The following is a 20,787-nucleotide window of genomic DNA, read 5'->3' on the forward strand; positions in this document are numbered from 1 at the left end:
TTTGCAACCCTACGCGGCGTCAGATTGTTAGCGACGTCGTGAGCGGACCACTAGCCATTCACGGGGATTCACAACAATGCATCACCACATTTTCGAAAGCGAACTCGTTCATCTGGAACGCGTGATCGCCTGCGCGTCACGTGAACCGTTCCCGCCCACCTACTGGCGCGACCGCGTCGAACACCTGAAAAACTGTCCGCACGCGCCGCTGTTCAGCTATCGCATTGCCCGCCTGACCCGTCTTGTCGCCGAACTGAACGGATAAAACGGATAAGACGGATAAGCGCCGCCTTCCGCCGCCTTTGACATCTGGCAGACTTTTCGGTCGACCGCCCGACTCCATTTTCGCCCTCTAATTGCGACGCCACCCGCTTCGACCCCCCAGCAATGGGGCCAGTCAGCGCGCGTTCGGCAGCGAAAGCACACCGCATTTCATAGGCGTGTACTATCGACGGCATTGCCTTAATCTCATTCTATTGATGGTGAGTCTCACCTATATTTTGAGTTGCAGCAGCAGGCCGACGACGCGAACTATCCTCGCCAAAAGCATGCCACGACATGCGTATCGGATGGAAAGCATGTGCGTCATGTAATCGCAGCGGTACACCCAGTACACTCACAAGAGCCCACCAGGTGATGTTCCGGCTGCCCCTCGGCGCGAGATCGTGCAATGCGCCATAGAAGACAGACGCCGCAACAGAACGAATAGTGGGTACGTCCTCACAAAGGAGATAGCGCATGTCAAGCGAAGCAAAGTGCCCGTTCAACCATGCCGCTGGCGGCGGCACGACGAACCGCGACTGGTGGCCCAAGCAACTGCGGCTGGATCTGCTGAGCCAGCACTCCAGCAAGTCGGACCCGCTGGACGGCAGCTTCAACTACGCCGAGGCTTTCAAAACCCTCGATCTGGCCGCGGTGAAAAAAGACCTCGCCGCGCTGATGACCGATTCGCAGGACTGGTGGCCAGCCGACTTCGGCCACTACGGTCCGCTCTTCATCCGCATGGCCTGGCACAGCGCCGGCACGTACCGTATCGGCGACGGCCGCGGCGGCGCAGGGCGCGGTCAGCAGCGTTTCGCGCCGCTCAACAGCTGGCCGGATAACGTCAGCCTCGATAAGGCGCGCCGCCTGCTCTGGCCGATCAAGCAGAAGTATGGCCAGAAGATTTCCTGGGCCGATCTGCTGATCCTGACCGGCAACGTCGCGCTCGAAACCATGGGCTTCAAGACCTTCGGCTTCGCCGGCGGCCGCCCCGACACATGGGAGCCGGATCAGGACGTCTACTGGGGCAACGAAAAGACCTGGCTGGGCGGCGACGTCCGCTATGGCAAGGGCGCCGCGGGCAATGAAGAGGACGGCGGCGTGATCGTCGCCGACGTGGAAAAGCACGGCGAAGAGGTCAGCCGCGACGACAACGGACGCATCCTGGAAAATCCGCTGGGCGCCGTGCAGATGGGCCTGATCTACGTCAACCCGGAAGGTCCGGACGGCAATCCGGACCCGCTTGCCGCCGCGCATGACATCCGCGAAACCTTCGCTCGCATGGCCATGAACGACGAGGAAACCGTCGCGCTGATCGCCGGCGGGCACACTTTCGGCAAGACGCACGGAGCCGGTCCGGCCGATAACGTCGGTCCCGAACCCGAGAGCGCGGAACTCGAGGAACAGGGGCTAGGCTGGAAGAACAGTTATGGCTCCGGCAAGGGCGCCGACACCATCACGAGCGGCCTTGAAGTCACCTGGACCACCACGCCGACGAAGTGGAGCAACAACTTCTTCGAGAATCTGTTCAAGTACGAATGGGAACTGACCAAGAGCCCGGCCGGCGCCAATCAATGGGTCGCCAAAGGTGCCGACGAAACGATCCCGCACGCTCACGATCCCTCGAAGAAGCAGCGCCCGACCATGCTCACCACCGACCTCTCGCTGCGCTTCGATCCGGCCTACGAGAAGATTTCGCGGCGCTTCCTGGAAAATCCCGATCAGCTCGCCGACGCCTTCGCGCGCGCATGGTTCAAGCTGACGCACCGCGACATGGGACCGCGCGCCCGCTATCTCGGACCGGAAGTGCCCGCCGAAGAACTGATCTGGCAAGACCCGATTCCGGCAGTCAACCACCCGCTGGTCGACGAACAGGACATCGCCTCGCTCAAGCAAAAGATCCTGGCCTCGGGGCTGTCGGTGTCGCAACTGGTGTCGACTGCCTGGGCGTCGGCGTCCACGTTCCGCGGCTCGGACAAGCGCGGCGGCGCCAACGGTGCGCGTATCCGCCTCGCTCCGCAGAAAGATTGGGCGGTCAACCAGCCCGAGCAGTTGTCGAAGGTGCTGAAGACGCTCGAAGGCATCCAGAGCGAGTTCAACGGCGCGCAGTCCGGCGGCAAGAAGGTGTCGCTCGCCGACCTGATCGTGCTGGCCGGCAGTGCGGGCATCGAGCAGGCGGCAAAGAGCGCCGGCCATCAGGTGACGGTGCCGTTTGCGCCGGGACGCATGGACGCGTCACAGGACCAGACCGATGTGGAGTCCGTCGGCGCGCTCGAACCCGTCGCCGATGGTTTCCGCAATTACGTGAGGAGCGACATCAAGGTCCCGCCTGAGGCATTGCTGATCGACAAGGCGCAATTGCTGACGCTAACAGCGCCGGAAATGACGGTGCTGATCGGTGGGCTGCGCGCGCTGAACGTCGGGACCGGGCAGAATCCGCAAGGCGCCTTTACCGACAAGCCGGAAACGCTGACCAACGACTTCTTCCGCAACCTGCTCGACATGGGTACGGAATGGAAACCGACCTCGCCGGCCCGTCACGCCTTCGAGGGGCGCGACGCCAAAACTGGTTCGGTAAAGTGGACCGGCAGCCGCGTCGATCTGGTGTTTGGTTCGCATGCCCAGTTGCGGGCGCTCTCCGAGGTCTATGCAAGCGAGGACGGCAAGGAGAAATTCGTCCGCGACTTCGTCGCCGCATGGGTCAAGGTGATGAACCTCGACCGCTTCGACCTCGCCTGAACGGGCGCCGCGGTTGCGTCGGGGTTGTCGCTCTGACGCAACCCTGCCCACCCAATCGGTGAAGATAAAACTGCTGTGTTACGGTGCGAGCTCCGTCGTATGGGAGCCGCACCGTTTGTTTTTGTGCGGCAGCATGGTGGAGTGTGCGAGAGTGGCGGACGGGCGAAACGCTGCTTCAAGGTCGAGAGCCCGCGCACCGCGCCGTCGAGAATGCCGGTGCTGCAATGACGGCACTGCGGTCAACGACTTGAGGAGCCCGATCAATGGGAAGCACCAGCGCCGTTGCGGCAGCGGCAATCGCCTTTGTGGGCAGTCACTTTCTGCTCTCCCATCCGCTGCGCAGACCGTTGGTCGGCGCAATCGGCGAGGCGGCCTTCCTCGGCGTGTATTCGCTGAGCGCGTTCGTAACGCTCGGCTGGCTGATCGTGGCTTACATAAAGGCGCCGCTCTCCGCACCGCTATGGCCGGTAGGAGACGTGCTCTGGGCGATGGCGACCGTGCTCATGCTGATTGCCTCGGTCCTGCTGATGGGTTCCCTGATCCGGAATCCGGCGTTGCCTACCGGCGGCCGGCCCGGTGCGTTTCCCGACACCGCGCGCGGCGTGTTCGCGGTGACGCGCCACCCGATGATGTGGTCGATCGCGCTGTGGGGGCTATGCCATATCGCCGTGTTTCCGGTGGCCAAAAACGTCATCCTGGCAGCGGCCATGGTGATTCTCGCGCTCGCCGGCGCCGCGCTGCAGGACCGCAAGAAGGAGCGGCTCCAACCCGAGCTGTGGGCCACATGGGAAGCGCAGACCAGCTACCTGCCATTCGCGGCGATCGCCGCCGGCCGCGCGCGGCTGGGCGGCTTCGGCATGCACGCGCTGTTGGGCGGCCTCGTCGTCTGGCTCGCGGCGACGTGGGCTCATATCCCGCTCAGCGGCTGGGCCGCGGCCATCTGGCGCTGGCTATAGACGCGGTCTTGTCGGTGCCGTCGCTCAAGCCACGCTTCATGCCATGGCATGTCGACTCGATGTGTACGACTCTTTGCTCGTCGACGCGAAATCGGCTGCCTGAAGTGGCACCGTATCGGAACCGCAGATCGAACGCTTCTCGCCGGCTCGGGCCAGGATGCGCGTCAGATGCGAATAGAAGTGCTGCAGTTGTTTCGCGTCCGAAGCGCGTGGTTCGAGATCGAACGCGTCTTCGAGCGCGCGGCGCGATACGTGGAAACGTTGCAGTCCGTGGACGATGCGAATCTGAAAGACGACGCCGTCACTATTGTGCGGCACCGCTGCCCAAATGAGCGAATGGCTACTCATGGAGCCCCCGTGGATCATGTTGGATCGATAATTCGTGAATTCATATTCGCATATCTCGACGAGCGGCGAGTCCTTTCAAAATTGTGACGCTTCACGATTCGACATTTTTACCACGGTCGGCATATTGCGGTGCAGCAAAATACCTGTAGACTAAAGAAGGGGCAACTGCAATTGCACACCCATGGCCGCACTATGACGGGAGAACGCGCCATGACGACTTCTCAGTCTTCACACACTCCAACCGTCCCGGTATTGCATGTTTTCGAGCAAGCCGGAGGCTGGCATTGGGGCATCACGGTTCCGCGCGCGAAGGGAAGCGGATTCAAACTGATCGCCTTCAGCGAAACAACCTTCGCGGTTGAAGACGCCGCTCGCAGGGACGGAAGCCAGGCGTTGGAAAGCCTCGCGGATAACGCCGCGCGCGACCGGATCACGACCGACGTCGCGTGAGTTCGAGCGGCCTCGATCGTCGGCGGCGGGCTACACACGACACGAAGGTCTCCGCCGCACCGGCGCCACACTAATGTCACACTTTAGAACGACGATCGATGCTTGCTCCGTCCATGGCCCGGACGGGCGGCATGGCGCGGCGATTCTGCGGCCGCCCCGACGATAGTGACCGCCGTGCGGCCCGTTGCGCCCCTTCCGGGCATGCGGCGTGCTCCGCACAACGCGGCAGAAAACATGAGAGACACCGTGAAGCAACGAGCGACTGTTGTCTGCCAGCTCGGCAGGCGAATCCTGTTGGTCAGCCGGGAAGGCACCCGCTGGTCGCTACCCGGCGGCAAGCCCGAGGCAGGGGAGGATCTGCGCGAAACCGCGCTGCGCGAATTGATGGAGGAAACGCGCCTTCAAGCGATGGACATGCGGTACCTGTTCGGCTTCACCGGCATCCACACTTGCCATCACGTATTTGTCGCGACGCTTGCCGACGGCGACGAGCCGATGCCCAGCAACGAAATCACGCGTTGCACCTGGGCGAAGGTGACGGAGGTGGGCGTGCTGCCGGTCAGCACGTCAACGAAGGGAATCGTTGACGTGCTGACCATCGCGTCCAACGGCGCATCGAGACTGCCGAGCGACTACGACCAGGTAGTGGATTTCGGAGCCCACGTCTCGCGCTGATCGAACCGCCCCGGCGCTCGTCGAAGCCTACGACTTCGCCGGACGCCCGGTCTTGACCTGTTCGACAGCGGACACCGTAGCCAGAAGACGCTTCAGCGCCGCGGATTCGAGTAGCAGCAATCCGGCGCGCAGGATTTCGCCCTTCTTCACGGACACACCGGCAGCCAGGCACTTCTGTTTCAGCGCGGCAATTTTGTCGTAATCCGATTTCGGCATCGTGAAGCTGTCGCGCACGACCTTCTCTTTCTTCGCGCGCTTGTCCTTGACCGCCACGGCTGCTTTGACAGGCACCGTCGCGTCGGCTGCAATTTTCTTAGCCTTCGACACTTTCTTTGCGCTTGCGCTCTTCTTCTTCACCGCGACAGTCGCGGTGGGCTCGGCAACTTCGCCTGCGGTTTCGGACGCGGCATCGGCACCCTTCGGGAAGTGAAAGGTCTTCTTGGTTGCTTTCTTAACGCTCGGTTCACTCATCAAAATCTCCTCAACAAATAACGGTATAAACAGTATATACCGTTATTTTGCGGCGTGAGTTCCGGACATGACAGATGGGTGGACGACGCGTTGGCGTAGTGCGACAAAAACGGAGTTCGATTCGTTGCATTGCAGCGTAGCAAGACGCGCTGGCCCCGCGTTCTCAACGTGAATTCGCTCTTGTCGCAATAACTCGCGCGGTCACCCATGCGCCACGATTCGATGGAATAATGGCGTTTCGTGCTCGCCTGGATGACTCGTAGAATTGCAGCCGGATGTGCTGCAACCCGACATCATTCAGGAGGGCGCGCTTCACCTGCAATCAGCATCTGTCTCAAGGTCCCGGCGCTTTGCCGGTGCGATCGTCGCCCTCTTCTAGCGCCTGCGCCGGCGCGTTTTCCGTTCTGCCTGGTTCGTCGGCATGAAGCAATGCGGGCGTAAGAAAGCTGCCCATGACGGCAGACAGGATAATGAAAATCGAGGCCGCGTCGACCAGCAGCCCGAACCGGATAAAAATCAGAAAGCAGCACACCACATTGAGCAGATGCAGCAATAAGCCCAGAACGGTGGCACCCTTCGGCACGCTTCGCATGAACACCGCAAACCGCGACTGACGCTGCGGCACATACCAGATAATCAGCAGCCCGAACGTCATGATGAAGGCGCTTTCCGCCCATTTCAGCCAGGTGGGCCGGCGCAGGAAACGCTCCTCCACAATCGTCTCGATCACTTGCGCCTGGATTTCGATACCCGGCACCAGTTCCCCCAGCGCGGTCGTGCGCATGTCGGTCACACCCGCGCCGGTCAGGCCGACCAGCACGAGCTTGTTGCGGATCCGGGCCGGATCGACGCTCCCCTGCAGAACGTCGCGCGCCGACACGTAGCGGCTCAGCGTCGAGCGAATGGACGCGAAATGCAACCAGATGTCGCCGCCGGGCTGCGTGGGCACCTGCACATCCGCAACGCCTACCGCCTGCACGCCCGACGTGTCGGCAAAGACGTCGATCGCCGACGATCCGGTGGCGAGGCGGAGCATTTCCATCGGCAGACTGGGAACAAGCTTCTCCCTCAAACCCATGATGAGCGGAATACGCCGAACCACGCCCTGGTCGAGCGCCACGCTCAGCATCGCCTGTCCGTGAGCCGCCGCCTGCAATTCCGGCAAGCTGGCGAGCACATAGTCGAAGCGTTGCACCGAGTCGAGCGGATCGGCGCCGTGCACGAGGATCGGCGCACTGCGCATGTCGGTGCGGGCGGCGAGGCCGGCATGATCGAGCGGCGCGGCGCCCAGTATGGTGGGCGCCGCGCGCAGCGAGCGCGCGAGAATGGCTTCGTGACTCGGCAGCGCCCGCAAGCCGGCGGCCAGCGCCGCCGCCGATTTCGGCAGAGCGGCGGCAATCATGTCGGGCGACGTCTGATCCGGCTCGGGCATGTAAATGTCGAGGCCGATGGCCAGTGGTTTCAGTGCGTCGATCGCATCGACGAGAGTCGCGAGCCGGTCTCGCGGCCACGGCCATTGACCGACGCTCGCCAGCGTCTCCTCGTCGATCTCCACGATGGTCACGGGTTGCGCCGTCGGCACCCGCGGGTAGTGACGCTGATACTGGTTGAACAGAATTTGCCGGGCGGTTTTGAAGGAATCGGGCAGCGCCGCGTCCAGCGCGTCGACGAAAGCCGGGCGCGGAATGTCGCTCGGCCATTCGCTGGTCAGATTGAGCAGGCTCAGACCGAACAGCAGCGCCAGCGCCACCGGGCGCCCCTGGGCGGTCCTCAACAGACGTCTGATTCCCGCAACCCGTGGGGCGAAGTAGCGTTTCATCGACGGCAAGGCCATTCAGCACCCTGACTGGCGCGGGTCATTGGATGGTGATGACCGCGCGCCGGTTCATGCGATGGGGAACCCCATCCGCCGTGGGGACCAGTGGCTCGCGCTTGCCGCGGGCCGCGGTCTCGATCCGTTGGGCAGGAATGCCTTGCTTGATGAGGAACGCGGCAACCGTCTGCGCCCGCTGCATGGACAGTCTGTCGTTGAATTCCTGCGAGCCTGCCAGATCGGTGTGACCGACCACCACGAGTTGAGGCGCGGGCCAGGTCGCGAGCACGGTTTTCAGTTTCTGCACCGTGGCGGCCGACTCCGGCGCCAATTCGGTGGCGGAGTCGAACAGGAAAAAGATCGTGAATGTCATGGGCCGCGGCGGCCGGGCCGCGAGCAGTTCGCCATAGCGTGCCTGCACGGTGGACTGGCTATCCACCGTCGGCTCGATGCTGCCGCCTTTGGTGACGTCGACGCCGGCGTAAGCCTTGTCGATGGTCTGCTCTCCGGTGGCGCTGCGGACCACGACCGCGCCGACCTTGCCGTCGGGATCCGGCAATAAAATAATTTTGTCCGGAGTACTACACGCGGCCAGAGAAGCTAGCATGATGAATGCCGCTGCCCATGCCAGCCCATAACGTCGGATCGAGGCCTTCAACGCGCCCCCTCCCCTTTATCGCCGACTTCGATGATGAACTCGGTGCCGCGCACGCCGAGCGTCGTGGTCGGCGTGCTGAAACGCACGGCGTCCGGATTTGCCTTCGCCAGCTTGCCGGAAATCACGGCGAGAGAACCGCGTTTCACGGAAGCGTCGAGCACGCCGCCATGGGTCGTGGTATTGAAGGCGAATTGATTGAGGTCGAGAATGGTGTCGGCGCCGGCCGAGAGTTGAGTGGTGTCGCGCAGCGTGATGCCGACGGAGGACTGCGGGCCGGTCACGATCCGATCCTTGCCATACACCTCGCTGCCGATAGCCGCGCCCGAACTTGCTCCGGAGCGCTCGATCTGCACGGTGCCCTTGACCGTCTTGACCACACCTGCGGCATCGTCGGCCAGTGCGTCCGCGAGAGTCAGGCATCCGCAGGCGAGGAGCAACGCATAGTGAGCGGCTTGGAGACGCATCGGTGGCACCTGATGGCGAAAACGCTGCATTCCGCGCGACAGCGCGGCTCCCTGATGTCGGCGGAGACTTCTGTGCGGCATCCATCAGACTAGCGCCGTGCCCCGGGTGACTCTGTGCGCTTCCGCGCATATCGCCCAGAGACGCTCCATTGGCAGCCGGTTCGCGCCGGCATGCCTCTCGCTTTAGGGTTAACCCATTCAGAACCGCGCATCAAACTGCATACAGTTCTTGCATACGACCCTGCTTCAGACGCGGGGGTAGTGCCGCCCGGGGACTTCCGGCGGTGCTTCCTCAGTTCCACGAACTCAACGGAGATGAAAGATGGAAATCCGCGACCCTTCGCCCGGCCTTTACAACGAAGATCTCGCCCCTTCGAGGGTGCGCAACTGGGGGGCCTTCAGCATCTTCAACGTCTGGACCTCCGATGTGCACAGTCTCTGGGGCTACTACCTCGCCGCCAGCCTGTTCCTGCTGTGCGGCACGTTCACCAACTTCGTGCTGGCGATCGGAATCGGCTCGCTGGTGATCTTCGCGCTGATGAACCTGATCGGCTACGCCGGCGAGAAGACCGGCGTGCCTTATCCGGTACTGGCGCGCGCGTCCTTCGGCGTGTGGGGCGCCAATCTTGCGGCGCTGGTGCGCGCCGTGGTGGCCTGCTTCTGGTACGGCGCGCAGACGGCCGCGGCCGCGGGCGCGCTGGTCGCGCTGCTCATCCGCAACGACAGCCTGATGACGTTCTACAAGGGCACGCACTTCCTCGGCCACTCGGGACTGGAGGTGATCTGTTACGTGGTCATCTGGGCGCTGCAGTTGCTCATCATCCAGAAGGGCATGGAGACGGTGCGCAAGTTTCAGGACTGGGCCGGCCCGGCAGTGTGGGTCGCGATGCTGATTCTGGCGATCGGGCTGTGCGTGAAGGCCGGCGGCTTCTCTTTCTCGCACGGCATTCCGATGGACGTGCTGCTCGACAAAACCAAAGATGCCGGTGTCAGCGGTGAGCCGGGCTCGTTCTGGGCGCTGATGGCAGTGGGCGCGACCTGGATCACTTACTTCGCGGCGCTGTACCTGAATTTCTGCGACTTCTCGCGCTACGCCAGGAATCGCGATGCCGTGAAGAAAGGCAATCTGTGGGGTCTGCCGGTCAATCTGATCGCGTTCTCGCTGGTGGCCGGCATCACCACCATCGCCGCCTTCAAGGTGTACGGCGAGGTGCTGCTGCACCCCGAGCAGATCTCCGCCAAGTTCGACAGCTGGGTACTGGCGCTCATCGCGGCGCTGACCTTCGCGGTCGCCACGCTGGGCATCAACGTGGTCGCCAATTTCGTCTCGGCCGCGTTCGACATCTCCAACGTGTTCCCCAGGCAGATCAGCTTCAAGAAGGGCGGCTATATTGCCGCGGCCATCGCGCTGGTGCTCTACCCGTTCGCGCCGTGGGAAGGCAACGCCGCGCACTTCGTCAACGCCATCGGCGCGACGATGGGCCCTTTGCTGGGGATCATTCTGGTGGACTACTATCTGGTCGCCAAGGGCAACATCAACGTTGCAGCGCTCTATCAGGAGTATGGCGAGTACCGTTACGAAGGCGGCTGGAACGTCAACGCGTTGATCGCGGCAGCGATCGGCAGCGTGTTTTCGACCTTTCTGCCGAACTTCACCACGCTGCTGCCGGTCTGGTGGAATACCTATGGCTGGTTCTTCGGCGTGCTGATCGGCGGCGGCACGTATCTGATCATGGCGACGCTGCGGCCACGCGCGGCCGTCGCGCCGACCCGCGCTTAAGGGTTCTCGTGGGCTGGACGCGGTGCCGCGCGTTCAGCCCCAGGTGGATCAAGCATTAGCTTGCGCTGCAGCGCGCAGGCGGACTGGCCGTCGCGATAGTCGTGATAGTCGTAATAGTCGCGCCTGATTTGTTCACGGGTTGATCTGCCCTGCTGCAATGTCTTCCAGCGATCTTCCGCGCGTCGGTACGCCCATGAGCAACACCGCCGCCGCACCGATCAGCAGCACCAGCGTCGTCGCCCCGAACACGCCGGCAAAACCCAGCCGCGGGTAGACATACCCGACGAGGATAGGCGCGGCGATCGCGCCCAGCCGGCCAATCGACGATGCGAGCCCGGTGCCGGTCGCGCGCACGTCGGTGGGAAAGACCTCGGGGGTATAGGCATAAACGCCGGCATAGGTGCCGTTCATGAAGAACGAAAGCAGGATGCCCGACACCATGATGCCGGTATCCGTACCCGTCAACGCGAGCCCAAGCGCCGAGATGCCGCCCAATATCATGTACGACGCAATCGTCGCCTGCCGGCCGATCTTCTCGTTGAGCCACGCGCCCGAAAAGTAGCCGGGAATCTGCGCGATGTAAATCACGAGCGAATACGAAAAACTTCGCGTGATCGTCATTCCGTTCTGAACCAGCAAGCCGGGAATCCACGTGAAAAACGCGTAATAGCTGAACGTGATGGACAGCCACATCAGCCACGTCATGGCCGTGATGCGCGCGAGCTTCGCGGCCCATAACGCCTTGACGTTCGCGATGATCGAAGCCCGTCCGGCCGCGAGCGGAACGGCTTCCTCGCGCGCGGCAGGCAGCGGCTCCAGTTGCACGCCGGCTTTCAGCACTTCCGCTTCCATTCGCGACACGATCGCATCGGCTTCCGCGTGGCGGTCGCGCGCCTCGAGCCAGCGCGGCGACTCGGGCAATGCGCGGCGCCACCAGAGCAGCATCACGATGGGCAGTGCGGTGATGACCATGACCGCGCGCCATGCATTGGGTGCGAGAGGGATCACCAGATAGCCGAGCAATGCCGCCGCCACGAAGCCAAACGAGAAGAATCCCGCGAGGCTGCCGGTGAAACTGCCGCGATACCGTCGCGCCACGAACTCCGAAAGAAACGGCGCGACGATGGCGCTTTCCGCTCCCGTCCCCAGGCCGGCGACAATACGCGTCGCCAGAAAAAAGCCCCAGTCGTTCGCGAGCGCGCTGGCAAGAGAGGCGACACAATAGATCACGAGCGCATACATCATGACCTTGCGTCGGCCGATGACGTCGCCGAGCATGCCCGCGAGCATCGCGCCGACGAAATAGCCCATGAACGTACCGCTTCCCAGCACGCCGGTCTGCACGCTCGTCAAAACCCATTGCGTACGCAACACCGGCAGCAGAAACGCGAGCACGGCGGCGTCCATCGCGTCGAAGGTATAACCGAGGCCGCCCATCAGCAGCAGACGGCGGTGAAAACCTGAAAACGGCAAACGCTCGATACGGGCGGCAATCATCGACATGGGCAAACTCCGATCAGGACACGAGGGCGGCGCGCACGCGCGCTCATACGCTTAAGCGGTCAGGCGCTTTCGAGTTCGTTGACGAAGATCCGGCCGTCCTTCATGACGAGCGGTATATGCTCGCCCTGCCCCAACAGGCAATCGACGGACTTCAAAGGATTGCCGTCGACCACCAGCACATCCGCATGCGCGCCCGGCATGATTCTGCCGAGCTTGTCCTGCATGCCGAGCACTTCCGCGCCGACGAGCGTCGCGCTCGCGATCACTTCGGCCGGCGACATGACGTCGGCCAGAATCCGGAACTCATCGCTTTGCAACCGCTGCGCCTCGCCGAGCAGATCCGTGCCGAAGCCCATCTTCACGCCGGCGCGCTTCATGATTTCGATCGACTGCAGACCGGCGCCATGCACGTCCGCGACCTTTGCAATGCTGGCCGGCGGCAGTCCGTATTTCTCGCCTTCGCTTGCAAGGGCGTCGTAAGTGACGAGGGTCGGCACGACATACGCGCCGTGCTCCGCGACGAGGCGCGCGGTCTCCTCGTCGATCAGGTTGCCGTGTTCGATCGTGCGCACGCCGCAGCGCACGGCGCGCGCGATTGCCGCGGGCGTGTAGGCATGCGCGAGCACATACGTGCCGCGTCCCTCTGCTTCGGCGACGATGGCGCGGATCTCATCTTCGGAGTAACCAAAAGCGCCGACGGGATCCGTAGGTGAAGCCACCCCGCCCGACGCCATGATCTTGATCTGGTCCGCGCCCATCTGCAGTTCCTCGCGCACGGCGCGGCGCACTTCATCGACGCCGTCCGCCACGCGGCCGAGCGCACCCACGCGCACGCAGCATCCGCAAGGGGCATCGGGCGGCATGTAATCGGAGCGGGCGCGCGGATCGGCGTGACCGCCCGTCTGGCTCAACGCGCGGCCGGACACAAACAGGCGCGGACCTTCGATCAACCCCGACTCGACCGCCTGCTTGAATGGATACCCTGCTCCGCCCGCGTCGCGCACGGTGGTAAAGCCGCGGCGCAGCATCGCGCGCATGATCGGCACGGCGCGGAGCGTGACGAGCACGTTGGGCAGCGTGGCCACGCGCGGCAAGTTGAATTCGATGGCAACGACATGCACGTGCAGATCGATCAGACCCGGCATGATCGTTTTGCCTTTGACGTCGATCACATGCGCTTTGCTGCTATTGATCGGCTTGTCGGACACTTCGCGCACGAAGCCATCCTCGATGAGAATTTCAAAGCCTTCCAGCAGATCAGCACGGGTGGGATCGAGAAGCGCGCCGTTACGTAGGACGAAGGTGGTCAACTGGTATCTCCTTCAGGTTTCGATCGCAGCGCACCGCACACGGGCCTCGCTTCGAGTAGCGAGGCTGGCGTTTGGAAGCGCTGCCGGACTATTCGTCAGGACAGATCTCGCACGCATTAAGTATGCGCTGACAAACCCATGCCGCAAAGCAGATCGAAAAAAAGCTTTTCCCACATGTTGATCTTTCGTGGGCCTGAGCATTAAGATGGGCACCTCGGCGCACGGCATCCCGTACAAATGCACGATGACGTCGCGCAGCCGACACCACTTAATTGATCCTGCTCGCCGTGCGAGGCCAACGGATCAGGTTCCCAGCCAGGCAGCAAGCTCAGCCAGGAGACGACGATGCTCAGTCCACACGAATTTGCGACCCTCATGTTGCTCAGGGATGCACCGGATCTGCTGAGTCTGGACGGGGCCGATCTGGAAGCGCTTCTGGAGCGCCAACTCGTGACGCTGGAAGACCTCGCTTCCGGGCAGCAACGCCCGCTCATTACCGCTGACGGACAAATATTTCTGAAGGTCGCCGCTCGTCTCCTGAACGACGAATGACACGTATCGCTTGATCAGTTGCACAGTCGAGGAGTGTTGCATGGCCGAATCGGCGGCGGGAATCGTCGTGGGTCTATGCGGGTTGAGCGTCGCCATGCTGCTGGTCGCCGGACATTATTGGCGCGAGATGAGCAGGCGGCGGCAGCTCAAGCGGATGGACCATCGCGACTGCTGGGAAGTGATGCGCCACCGGCGCTGAAGCGCACTGGCCGATGCGGTGCTTGTGGTGCACGCGCTGCTCGCGTTGTTCATCGTGTGCGGGTTCGTCGCGATCTGGCTACTTGAAAAAAGTATAAGTGGCGATGTAAGGCGAGCTGCCCATCGCATGTTCGACGGTGCATGGCGCGGTCGGCGCAACGCCGCCTGCGGTCATCGTGCGTTGCACGTAACGCACGTCGCTCAACATGCCCTTCGCGCCCGTGGAATGCGTTTCCAGCAACAGCTGTGGCACGCCGTTCGGCGCTTCGCTCGGCATCTGCGCGAAAACATGGCCGACGATCCGGCTGCCGTCGCGGGCTTCCCACGAGGGTCCCGCCGAATGCTCGATCACCGCGTTCCCGGCCGTATCGAACAAGGTTGCGCGCGGACTGCGGAACACCCAGCCGAGCGCGTGATTCGCATCGTATTCACACGAGTAAATCTGCACGCCGGACGCGGTGGTGCCGAGGAGCGCGCGTCCATCGGGCGGGTCGATCGGCGCGGCGCCGGCCGACGTGGCGGCCACGGCCGACAGCCATACGGCGCTGAGCGAATGACGAGTTCTGCGTGACAAGCGAATCATGGCGATGTTCCTTCTGACTTCAAACGGTGAAACGTGTAACTGGCCAACGCTTCACTAATGCGATCTATTCCACGCTGCTGTGAAATCTCTTCGCGCGGCCATCGGCGAAATGCGCTCGGCAACCGCGTTCGACGCGAGTATCGCAGTAAGAAACGGAAGGCGGCCGACTGCCTGCGCCCATATCGGAGCATGCGCTTTACCGGCACGACCGTGTTACGGTTCAAAGACGGGATGATCGTCGAAGAAATCGGCCTCGACGACGGCGTCACCGCCCTGCAGCAACTCGGCCTCATCAAGCCAGCGTGATCGACGACGCGGTGCTTCTGGTGTCGTTCAACATCGCCATATGCGCCTGACGATACAACGGGCCGGTAGACGCCGGCCCGTTGTGTTTGAAGTTAGGCAAAGGGTCTGCCAGCAGAAACGCACACACGCGCGCCGCTCACACCTCGCCGACCACCGCGGCATTGAGCGCCAGCGAGAGCGCACCAATCAGAACAAGACTCAACGCCCACACCGCATCCAGATTGAACCAGCTGCGCGACACGAACTTCAACCCCAGGTAGCGATAGACCAGCCAGGCCAGAAGCCCACCGGCAATCATCATCGCGCCGGCATGCACACCCGAAACGAGCAGCGCCATGCCGAGATTGGCTTCGATCAGGGTTTGCGCCGCCCGATGCCCTCGATCCATGTCATAAGCGCTGCACAGCCCGAGATAGATCGGCACGAGCATCAGGCCGGCGCCATGCGCGATGGCAACGGCGAACGACCAGAGCGTGAGCCGCGACGGCGGAATTCGCACAAGGACACGTGGATGGCGACGCCGGATCAGCAGAAACACGCCGAAGCCGATCACCAGCACACTGGCACCGACCTGTATCGCGCGCTGCCAGGCGAGCAGGATGGTTAGCATGGCGAACGGTAACATCACCAGTAACACGGCCATCACGTGCCCGAGCGCGAGATAGACGAGCGCGCCGAACAGCGCCCGCGTGTGCCGCTCCATCAGAGCGCTCGACACGGCGAGCGGCCACCCCATCGCCGGGTTGATCCCGTGATAGAGACCGCTTGCGAGAATGGCCAGCCACAGGCCGGTCTGCGACCAGCCTCCCCCAATCAAACGCCCACCGACGGGTAACAGAACGAATCGGTCGAGCAGTCTCCGCCTTCGAGCCTGATCTGATGAGCGCGGTATCCGTCCGGAAACGTGACCCAATAGTCATCGGCCAGCGTGAGGCCGCCGCCAGGTTCGGCCCGCGCCATGACCTGCGCCGCCGGCACGCCGTCCGGATAGAACTGGTTGTCCCACGTCGAATAGAGCGAGTTGGTCCAGTAGACGCGCTTGCCGTCGCGGCTGATCTCCACCATCTGCGGGCCGCCCGCGAAGATCTTGCCGTTCGTATGAGGCGTGCGCCTCGCGATCCCGCCGATATGCACCGAGCCCGTGAGCTTCGGCTTGCGAGGTTCCGTCACGTCGTACTGGCGCATCTCGCCGGTGCCCCAGCAGGCGACATAGAGGAATTTGTCGTCGATGGAGAGATCGATGTCCGTGACGAGCGGCGGCACCGCGCCGAAGCCCTGCAGCAACGGCGGCAACTGGTCGGTAGGCGCGGGCTCGGCTGGAATGGTCGCGGTCTTCTCGATGTGAAACTCGCCCCCTTCGCGCCACCAGGTCCAGATCGAGCCTTCCAGATTCGTCGTATCGACCACCACGCCGATAAATCCGTACTCGCGGCTCGGATCGTGCGCGGGCCGCACTTCGAGCGCCATCTGATGGTTCGCGCCGAGGTCGAGCGTCTGCACATTGCGCCGGCCGCGCAGATCCCAGAAGTGGATGCGGTGCCCGTATTTGTTCGACAGCAGATCCTCGGGGACGATGCCGTTCTCGAATTGCGGCGGCAACGCCCATTCGCTCGACACCATATAGTCGCGCGGCAGATTCCACCAGAAATCGTAGTGCTTCTCCTGCAAGCCGCGATCGATTTCCCAACGGCCGAGCACCTCAAACGTTTCGCAATCCATGATAAAAATTCCCGGCGGCCCGTCGGTGCCATCTTCTCCTGCGCCGCCGAGCGTGCTGACGTAAATCCCTTCCGGCCCGCAGTGAATGGTATGCGGTCGCGAGTAACCAGTTTTGCGGAAAATTTCCTCGGGCTCGATGATCTTGTGAATCTTCGCCTGCGTCGGATGCGGATGGGTGTCCACGATGTAGATGCGCGAAGACCGCATGCCCGGAATGATCAGATAGCGCCGCTGGAGGAACGCGTGGCCGGTCAACGGTGAAAGCGACGACGAGCAGGCATTCCAGCCGAAGTGATGGAACTCGTCCCCCTTGTACGGTACCGGCACGGTGTGAACCACCTGGCTGTATGTGGGCGAGCCGGGCTTCACGTCGATCACCGCGAGCGCGTCGGGTTGCGAGAAGTCGGGGCTGAGAAGCACCGTGTACGCGTACTCTTCCGCGGGCGCCTCCATCGCGAGTTTCGGTGACGCATGGAACGTGGGATCTGGGCGCATACCCATGGCGAGCTCTCCTTTTCTAACCGGTTCGGGACCAGGGCGTTCGCGTATTCACCGTCACGGACGGGCCGCTCGCCTTATTACGGAACATCGTGTGTCAGTGAGATGCACGGCCCGTTGGCGGCGGACCGTAGCGCAGCTTTAGATTTGTAGTCCACGGCGGCAGCGAGAGCAACCGGGAGTTGTCGCCAAGTTTTGGTGCGGCGCAGCGTTAGGTGTATGCATGCGCCCTGCCGCACTATCGTACTCGTCAATGCGATGCGATGCGATGCGAACAGTGGACATGATTCGGACTTCGCATGAATGGCTGAAGCGTTGCATGTTAGCCATCCGCTACACGCCGGCAAAACGACGAATTCAACTATGCAAATCGGGATTTCCGCGCTTGCTTCGCAGCGCGCCATGCAACGGCGCTAGGGGCAGCACGGTTCGCACTTCTGCAGATTTTCTTATCTGCAATGATTGGTTGGATTCGAGCGCACGCGAATCTAACGTGTAGTTCCTGCGGCAGGCGAACCTGCGGCAGGCGAACCTGCGGCCGGCGCGCCGGTTATCCGCCGGCCTGAGCTTCTATCCCCGCTCCCATCCCTCGATTGGTATTTGCGCATGCGCTATTTCCATCTGCTGAAGTCTTTCGTCGCCGTGGCGACCCTCTCGCTTGCCGCGGCTTACGCCTATGCCGACAAACCCGCGGTGATCCGTATCGGCGTCGCGCAACAAGGCACGGGAGATCCGCCCACCTTCGGCGGCTCGCCGGCGGCCACCGTGCAACTGCAGCAGTCGCTGGAAAAGGAATTCGCCGCCGACGGCATCAAGGTCGAGTGGCTGTTCTTCAAGGGTGCCGGCCCGGCAGTCAACGAGGCAATCGCCGACAAGTCGCTCGACTTTGCATTCCAGGGCGATCTGCCTGCCGTGCTCGCTCGCGCCAACGGCCTGAAAACGCACCTGTTACTCGCCTCGGGCGTGCGCACCGGCATCAAGGTGGCGGTACCCACCGATTCGGATGTGCATTCCATCAAGGACCTGAAAGGCCGGCGCGTGTCGATCTTTCGCGGCACCAATCTGCAACTCGTCGCCGACAACGCGCTCGCCGCCAATCAGCTGAACGAACGCGATCTGCGCGTGATCAATCTGGATACCGCCAGCTCACTCGCGGCGCTGGCCTCCAAGGGCATCGACGCGTCGGTCAACGATTACCACGTGTACAAGCTGCGCGATCAAGGCCTCGCGAAGGTGGTCTACGAATCGCAGAACGACGGTCCGCAATTCACGCGGCAGTCGCATCTGCTCGTGATCGACGACTTCGATCGTGCGCATCCGGATATCGTGCAGCGCGTCGTCAACGTGTTCGTGCAAGGCGCGCAGTGGTCCTCCGACGAAGCGAACCGCGATGCGCTCTTCAAACTGTGGGCCAAAAGCGGCGTGCCCTATTCGTCGTGGCAGGCCGAGTTCGCCAATCAGAAGCTGAAGGACCGTAACTCGCCGTTGATCGATCCGTTCATCGTGGGGCGTTACAAAGCCGTCGCGGCGGATGCGCTGAACCTGAAGCTGATTCGCCAGCCGGTCGAGGTCGATGGCTGGTTCGAAACGAAATATCTCGACAACGCGCTGCGCACGCAAAAGCTCGACCACTACTGGACGCGTTACGACGCCGCCGGCAAACCGCTCAGCTAACCCACCGGAGCGATCACGATGAGCGAAACCGCAATCCACGTCGAACGCGAACGGCTCGCGTCTGCCAGTACGCCGCAAACGCCACACGTTCCGCTGTTTCGCGAGCCGCGCCTGCGCGCGCTCGCGTGGCGGCTCGCTCCGTGGGTGCTGCCCGCGCTGCTGTTCGCACTGTGGGCCGTAGGTTGCGAACGCGGCTGGATCGCCCCGCAGATTCTGCCGCCGCCCGAGCGCGTGTTCGAGACGCTGATCGAATTGGCGAGGAGCGGCGACCTCGCGCGCAATACGCTGGTCAGCCTGCAGCGCGTGCTGCTCGGTTTCGGTGCCGGCACGCTGCTCGGCTTCGCACTCGGCGCGGCGCTGGGATTGTCGCGCACGCTCGAAGCTTATGTGCTGCCGAGCTTCAATGCGTTGGTGCAGATTCCGGTGCTCGGCTGGCTGCCGTTTTTGCTGTTGCTCGTGGGCGTGGGCGAACCGCTCAAATACATTCTGATCGCGCATGCGGCGTTGGTGCCGGTCACCTTGAGCACGTTGCAGGGATTTCGCCAGACACCTGCCGCGTTGAATGAAGTCGCGCGCGTGTTCGAGTACAGCGGCTGGCAACGGATCGTCTATCTCGTGCTGCCTGCGGCTGTGCCGACGCTCGCCACGGGCGTGCGGCTCGCGTTCACCAAAGCCTGGCTCGCGCTGGTGGTCGTCGAACTGGTGGCGTCCTCCGAAGGACTCGGCTATCTGATCGTCTACGGCCGGCAACTCTTTCAACTCGATCTGGTGATGGCGTCGGTGGTTGTGGTCGGCGCGATCGGTTACGCGGTGAATCGCGCGCTCGATGCGCTCGAAGCGCGTCTGCGGCGCGGACAGCCTTCGGCATTTCGCGAGTGATCGAACGAACGACGTACATATGACGCCACACGCGAGGACACTACGATGAAGCTCTTCAAGCGTTCCAGTCAGCCCGAAAAGTCCGCTGGCGCAGCCTGCGATTGCAGCGCGCCTGCTTCCTTCCGGCGCGCGGCCCAGCCGCGCCGCCCGTTACTGACACGCGTCGATTGGCGCGGCGCCGTCCTGCCCGTTGTCGCGATCGTGATCTGGTGGGCCGTCTCGGCAGCGCACGTGGGCAAAAGCGGATTGCTCGTCAGCCCGGCGCAGGTTCTCGCCACCGCGTGGCAGCAGATCGAGAGCGGCGCGCTGTTGAAAGCGCTCTCGGCGTCGCTCGCGCGCGAGGCGAGCGGCTTCGTGATCGGTACGCTGGGCGGCCTGCTGCTCGGCAGCGTGCTCGGTTTCTCGCGGCTCGCCACACGCATGATCGGGCCGAGCTTCGACACCTTCAAACAGATCTCGCTGTTTGCGTGGATCCCGTTGATTTCCGTGTGGTTCGGTCTGGGCGACGTGGCAAAAGTCGTGTTCCTCTCGCTCGCCGCGCTTCTGCCCGTCACCGCGCACACTTGCGACGGCATCCACGCGGTGCCGCGCGCGTATATCGAAGTCTCGCGCGCCTTCCGTTACTCGCGATGGCAGCTCATCCGCGCCGTGATTCTGCCGGCCGCGCTGCCGTCGATTTTCACCGGCATCTATCTCGCCTTGATCTATTCGTGGCTCGCCACGCTCGGCGCCGAATATCTGCTGGTGGCCGGCAGCGGCATCGGCAACACGCTGATCGACGGCAGCGAGCAGTTCCGCATGGATCTGGTGCTGTTCGGCGTGATCGTGATCGGCGTGACCGGCTGGGCGTTGAACGCGCTGGCGCGCGCCGTGGAGCGGGCAATCTTTGCGCGCCGGTTCCAGCCGGCCACGCGCTGAACCTGTAGATGACCATTCACTTTCCGGACCGC

The 20,787-nt window shown here is 63.0% G+C and carries 21 protein-coding genes and 1 pseudogene; 12 read left to right on the plus strand and 10 right to left on the minus strand.

The features are described 5' to 3' along the window. The first annotated feature begins 76 nt into the window (after nucleotides 1–76). The 3 genes from BPHYT_RS10305 (at nucleotide 77) to BPHYT_RS10315 (ending at nucleotide 3,956) form a co-directional block, all read left to right on the plus strand. A complete protein-coding gene (locus tag BPHYT_RS10305; RefSeq protein ID WP_012433079.1) occupies nucleotides 77–265 on the plus strand; it encodes a hypothetical protein in 189 nt (62 codons plus the stop codon). Between the two features lie 473 nt (nucleotides 266–738). After that, nucleotides 739–3,000 carry a catalase/peroxidase HPI gene (katG, locus tag BPHYT_RS10310; protein ID WP_012433080.1) on the plus strand — a complete coding sequence of 754 codons (2,262 nt, stop codon included), beginning with the start codon at nucleotides 739–741 and terminating at the stop codon, nucleotides 2,998–3,000. Nucleotides 3,001–3,263: 263 nt separating this feature from the next. After that, nucleotides 3,264–3,956 carry an NnrU family protein gene (locus tag BPHYT_RS10315; RefSeq protein ID WP_012433081.1) on the plus strand — a complete coding sequence of 231 codons (693 nt, stop codon included), beginning with the start codon at nucleotides 3,264–3,266 and terminating at the stop codon, nucleotides 3,954–3,956. A gap of 36 nt (nucleotides 3,957–3,992) precedes the next feature. Here the strand turns inward: BPHYT_RS10315 and BPHYT_RS10320 are convergent, their stop codons facing one another. Then, a complete protein-coding gene (locus BPHYT_RS10320; protein WP_012433082.1) occupies nucleotides 3,993–4,304 on the minus strand; it encodes a hypothetical protein in 312 nt (103 codons plus the stop codon). A gap of 192 nt (nucleotides 4,305–4,496) precedes the next feature. On the opposite strand from BPHYT_RS10320, the gene BPHYT_RS10325 reads away from it, so the two are divergent. Beyond that, complete coding sequence (locus tag BPHYT_RS10325; RefSeq protein WP_238535583.1) at nucleotides 4,497–4,754, plus strand: hypothetical protein; 258 nt, start codon at nucleotides 4,497–4,499, stop codon at nucleotides 4,752–4,754. A gap of 234 nt (nucleotides 4,755–4,988) precedes the next feature. Continuing rightward, nucleotides 4,989–5,429, plus strand: a complete 441-nt coding sequence (locus BPHYT_RS10330) for an NUDIX hydrolase (RefSeq protein WP_012433084.1) — start codon at nucleotides 4,989–4,991, stop codon at nucleotides 5,427–5,429. Between the two features lie 27 nt (nucleotides 5,430–5,456). On the opposite strand, the gene BPHYT_RS10335 is transcribed toward BPHYT_RS10330, so the two are convergent. The 4 genes from BPHYT_RS10335 to BPHYT_RS10350 all read right to left on the minus strand — a co-directional run bounded on the left by BPHYT_RS10335 (nucleotide 5,457) and on the right by BPHYT_RS10350 (nucleotide 8,835). Continuing rightward, a complete protein-coding gene (locus BPHYT_RS10335) occupies nucleotides 5,457–5,900 on the minus strand; it encodes a hypothetical protein (RefSeq protein WP_012433085.1) in 444 nt (147 codons plus the stop codon). A gap of 334 nt (nucleotides 5,901–6,234) precedes the next feature. After that, nucleotides 6,235–7,719 carry a CHASE2 domain-containing protein gene (locus BPHYT_RS10340; protein WP_083772069.1) on the minus strand — a complete coding sequence of 495 codons (1,485 nt, stop codon included), beginning with the start codon at nucleotides 7,717–7,719 and terminating at the stop codon, nucleotides 6,235–6,237. Nucleotides 7,720–7,756: 37 nt separating this feature from the next. Continuing rightward, entirely contained in the window at nucleotides 7,757–8,371 is a 615-nt protein-coding gene (locus tag BPHYT_RS10345) for an OmpA family protein (protein ID WP_012433087.1), read from the minus strand. Next, nucleotides 8,368–8,835, minus strand: coding sequence for a FecR family protein (locus BPHYT_RS10350; protein ID WP_012433088.1), 468 nt, complete (start codon nucleotides 8,833–8,835; stop codon nucleotides 8,368–8,370). The genes BPHYT_RS10345 and BPHYT_RS10350 overlap by 4 nt, the downstream gene beginning before the upstream one ends. Nucleotides 8,836–9,157: 322 nt before the next feature. Between BPHYT_RS10350 and BPHYT_RS10355 the strand changes: the two genes are divergently transcribed. Beyond that, nucleotides 9,158–10,615 carry an NCS1 family nucleobase:cation symporter-1 gene (locus BPHYT_RS10355; RefSeq protein ID WP_012433089.1) on the plus strand — a complete coding sequence of 486 codons (1,458 nt, stop codon included), beginning with the start codon at nucleotides 9,158–9,160 and terminating at the stop codon, nucleotides 10,613–10,615. 132 nt (nucleotides 10,616–10,747) lie between these two features. On the opposite strand, the gene BPHYT_RS10360 is transcribed toward BPHYT_RS10355, so the two are convergent. After that, complete coding sequence (locus tag BPHYT_RS10360) at nucleotides 10,748–12,118, minus strand: MFS transporter (RefSeq protein WP_012433090.1); 1,371 nt, start codon at nucleotides 12,116–12,118, stop codon at nucleotides 10,748–10,750. A 59-nt stretch (nucleotides 12,119–12,177) separates the two neighbouring features. Continuing rightward, nucleotides 12,178–13,428 (minus strand): metal-dependent hydrolase family protein, encoded by a 1,251-nt coding sequence (locus BPHYT_RS10365; protein ID WP_012433091.1) that lies wholly within the window; start codon nucleotides 13,426–13,428, stop codon nucleotides 12,178–12,180. Nucleotides 13,429–13,773: 345 nt separating this feature from the next. On the opposite strand from BPHYT_RS10365, the gene BPHYT_RS37205 reads away from it, so the two are divergent. Next, nucleotides 13,774–13,980 (plus strand): hypothetical protein, encoded by a 207-nt coding sequence (locus BPHYT_RS37205; protein ID WP_012433092.1) that lies wholly within the window; start codon nucleotides 13,774–13,776, stop codon nucleotides 13,978–13,980. 40 nt (nucleotides 13,981–14,020) lie between these two features. Continuing rightward, the gene (locus BPHYT_RS38630; RefSeq protein ID WP_012433093.1) at nucleotides 14,021–14,179 is read left to right on the plus strand and encodes a hypothetical protein; all 159 of its coding nucleotides are present in this window, start codon (nucleotides 14,021–14,023) and stop codon (nucleotides 14,177–14,179) included. Between the two features lie 78 nt (nucleotides 14,180–14,257). Here BPHYT_RS38630 and BPHYT_RS10375 read toward each other — a convergent pair whose 3' ends face one another. Further along, nucleotides 14,258–14,761, minus strand: coding sequence for a DUF3455 domain-containing protein (locus BPHYT_RS10375; RefSeq protein ID WP_012433094.1), 504 nt, complete (start codon nucleotides 14,759–14,761; stop codon nucleotides 14,258–14,260). Nucleotides 14,762–14,944: 183 nt separating this feature from the next. On the opposite strand from BPHYT_RS10375, the pseudogene BPHYT_RS37210 reads away from it, so the two are divergent. Further along, nucleotides 14,945–15,067 (plus strand): annotated as a pseudogene (locus BPHYT_RS37210) (ester cyclase); the annotation flags it as partial. 136 nt (nucleotides 15,068–15,203) lie between these two features. Here the strand turns inward: BPHYT_RS37210 and BPHYT_RS10380 are convergent. After that, on the minus strand, nucleotides 15,204–15,884 hold the full coding sequence (locus tag BPHYT_RS10380; protein ID WP_012433095.1) for a hypothetical protein: 681 nt from the start codon (nucleotides 15,882–15,884) through the stop codon (nucleotides 15,204–15,206). Further along, nucleotides 15,881–17,287: a selenium-binding protein SBP56-related protein gene (locus BPHYT_RS10385; protein WP_012433096.1), complete on the minus strand. Its 1,407-nt coding sequence runs from the start codon at nucleotides 17,285–17,287 to the stop codon at nucleotides 15,881–15,883. Before BPHYT_RS10385 ends, BPHYT_RS10380 begins: the two co-directional genes overlap by 4 nt. A 603-nt stretch (nucleotides 17,288–17,890) precedes the next feature. Here BPHYT_RS10385 and BPHYT_RS10390 point away from each other — a divergent pair. Genes BPHYT_RS10390 through BPHYT_RS10400 form a run of 3 tightly spaced genes read left to right on the plus strand, consistent with a single transcriptional unit; the run spans nucleotide 17,891 to nucleotide 20,755 of the window. Next, complete coding sequence (locus BPHYT_RS10390; protein ID WP_012433097.1) at nucleotides 17,891–18,958, plus strand: ABC transporter substrate-binding protein; 1,068 nt, start codon at nucleotides 17,891–17,893, stop codon at nucleotides 18,956–18,958. An 18-nt stretch (nucleotides 18,959–18,976) separates the two neighbouring features. Continuing rightward, nucleotides 18,977–19,837 carry an ABC transporter permease gene (locus BPHYT_RS10395; RefSeq protein WP_012433098.1) on the plus strand — a complete coding sequence of 287 codons (861 nt, stop codon included), beginning with the start codon at nucleotides 18,977–18,979 and terminating at the stop codon, nucleotides 19,835–19,837. A gap of 45 nt (nucleotides 19,838–19,882) precedes the next feature. After that, nucleotides 19,883–20,755, plus strand: a complete 873-nt coding sequence (locus tag BPHYT_RS10400; RefSeq protein WP_012433099.1) for an ABC transporter permease — start codon at nucleotides 19,883–19,885, stop codon at nucleotides 20,753–20,755. Nucleotides 20,756–20,787: the final 32 nt, after the last annotated feature.

Source organism: Paraburkholderia phytofirmans PsJN (assembly GCF_000020125.1).
Taxonomy (GTDB): Bacteria; Pseudomonadota; Gammaproteobacteria; order Burkholderiales; family Burkholderiaceae; genus Paraburkholderia; species Paraburkholderia phytofirmans.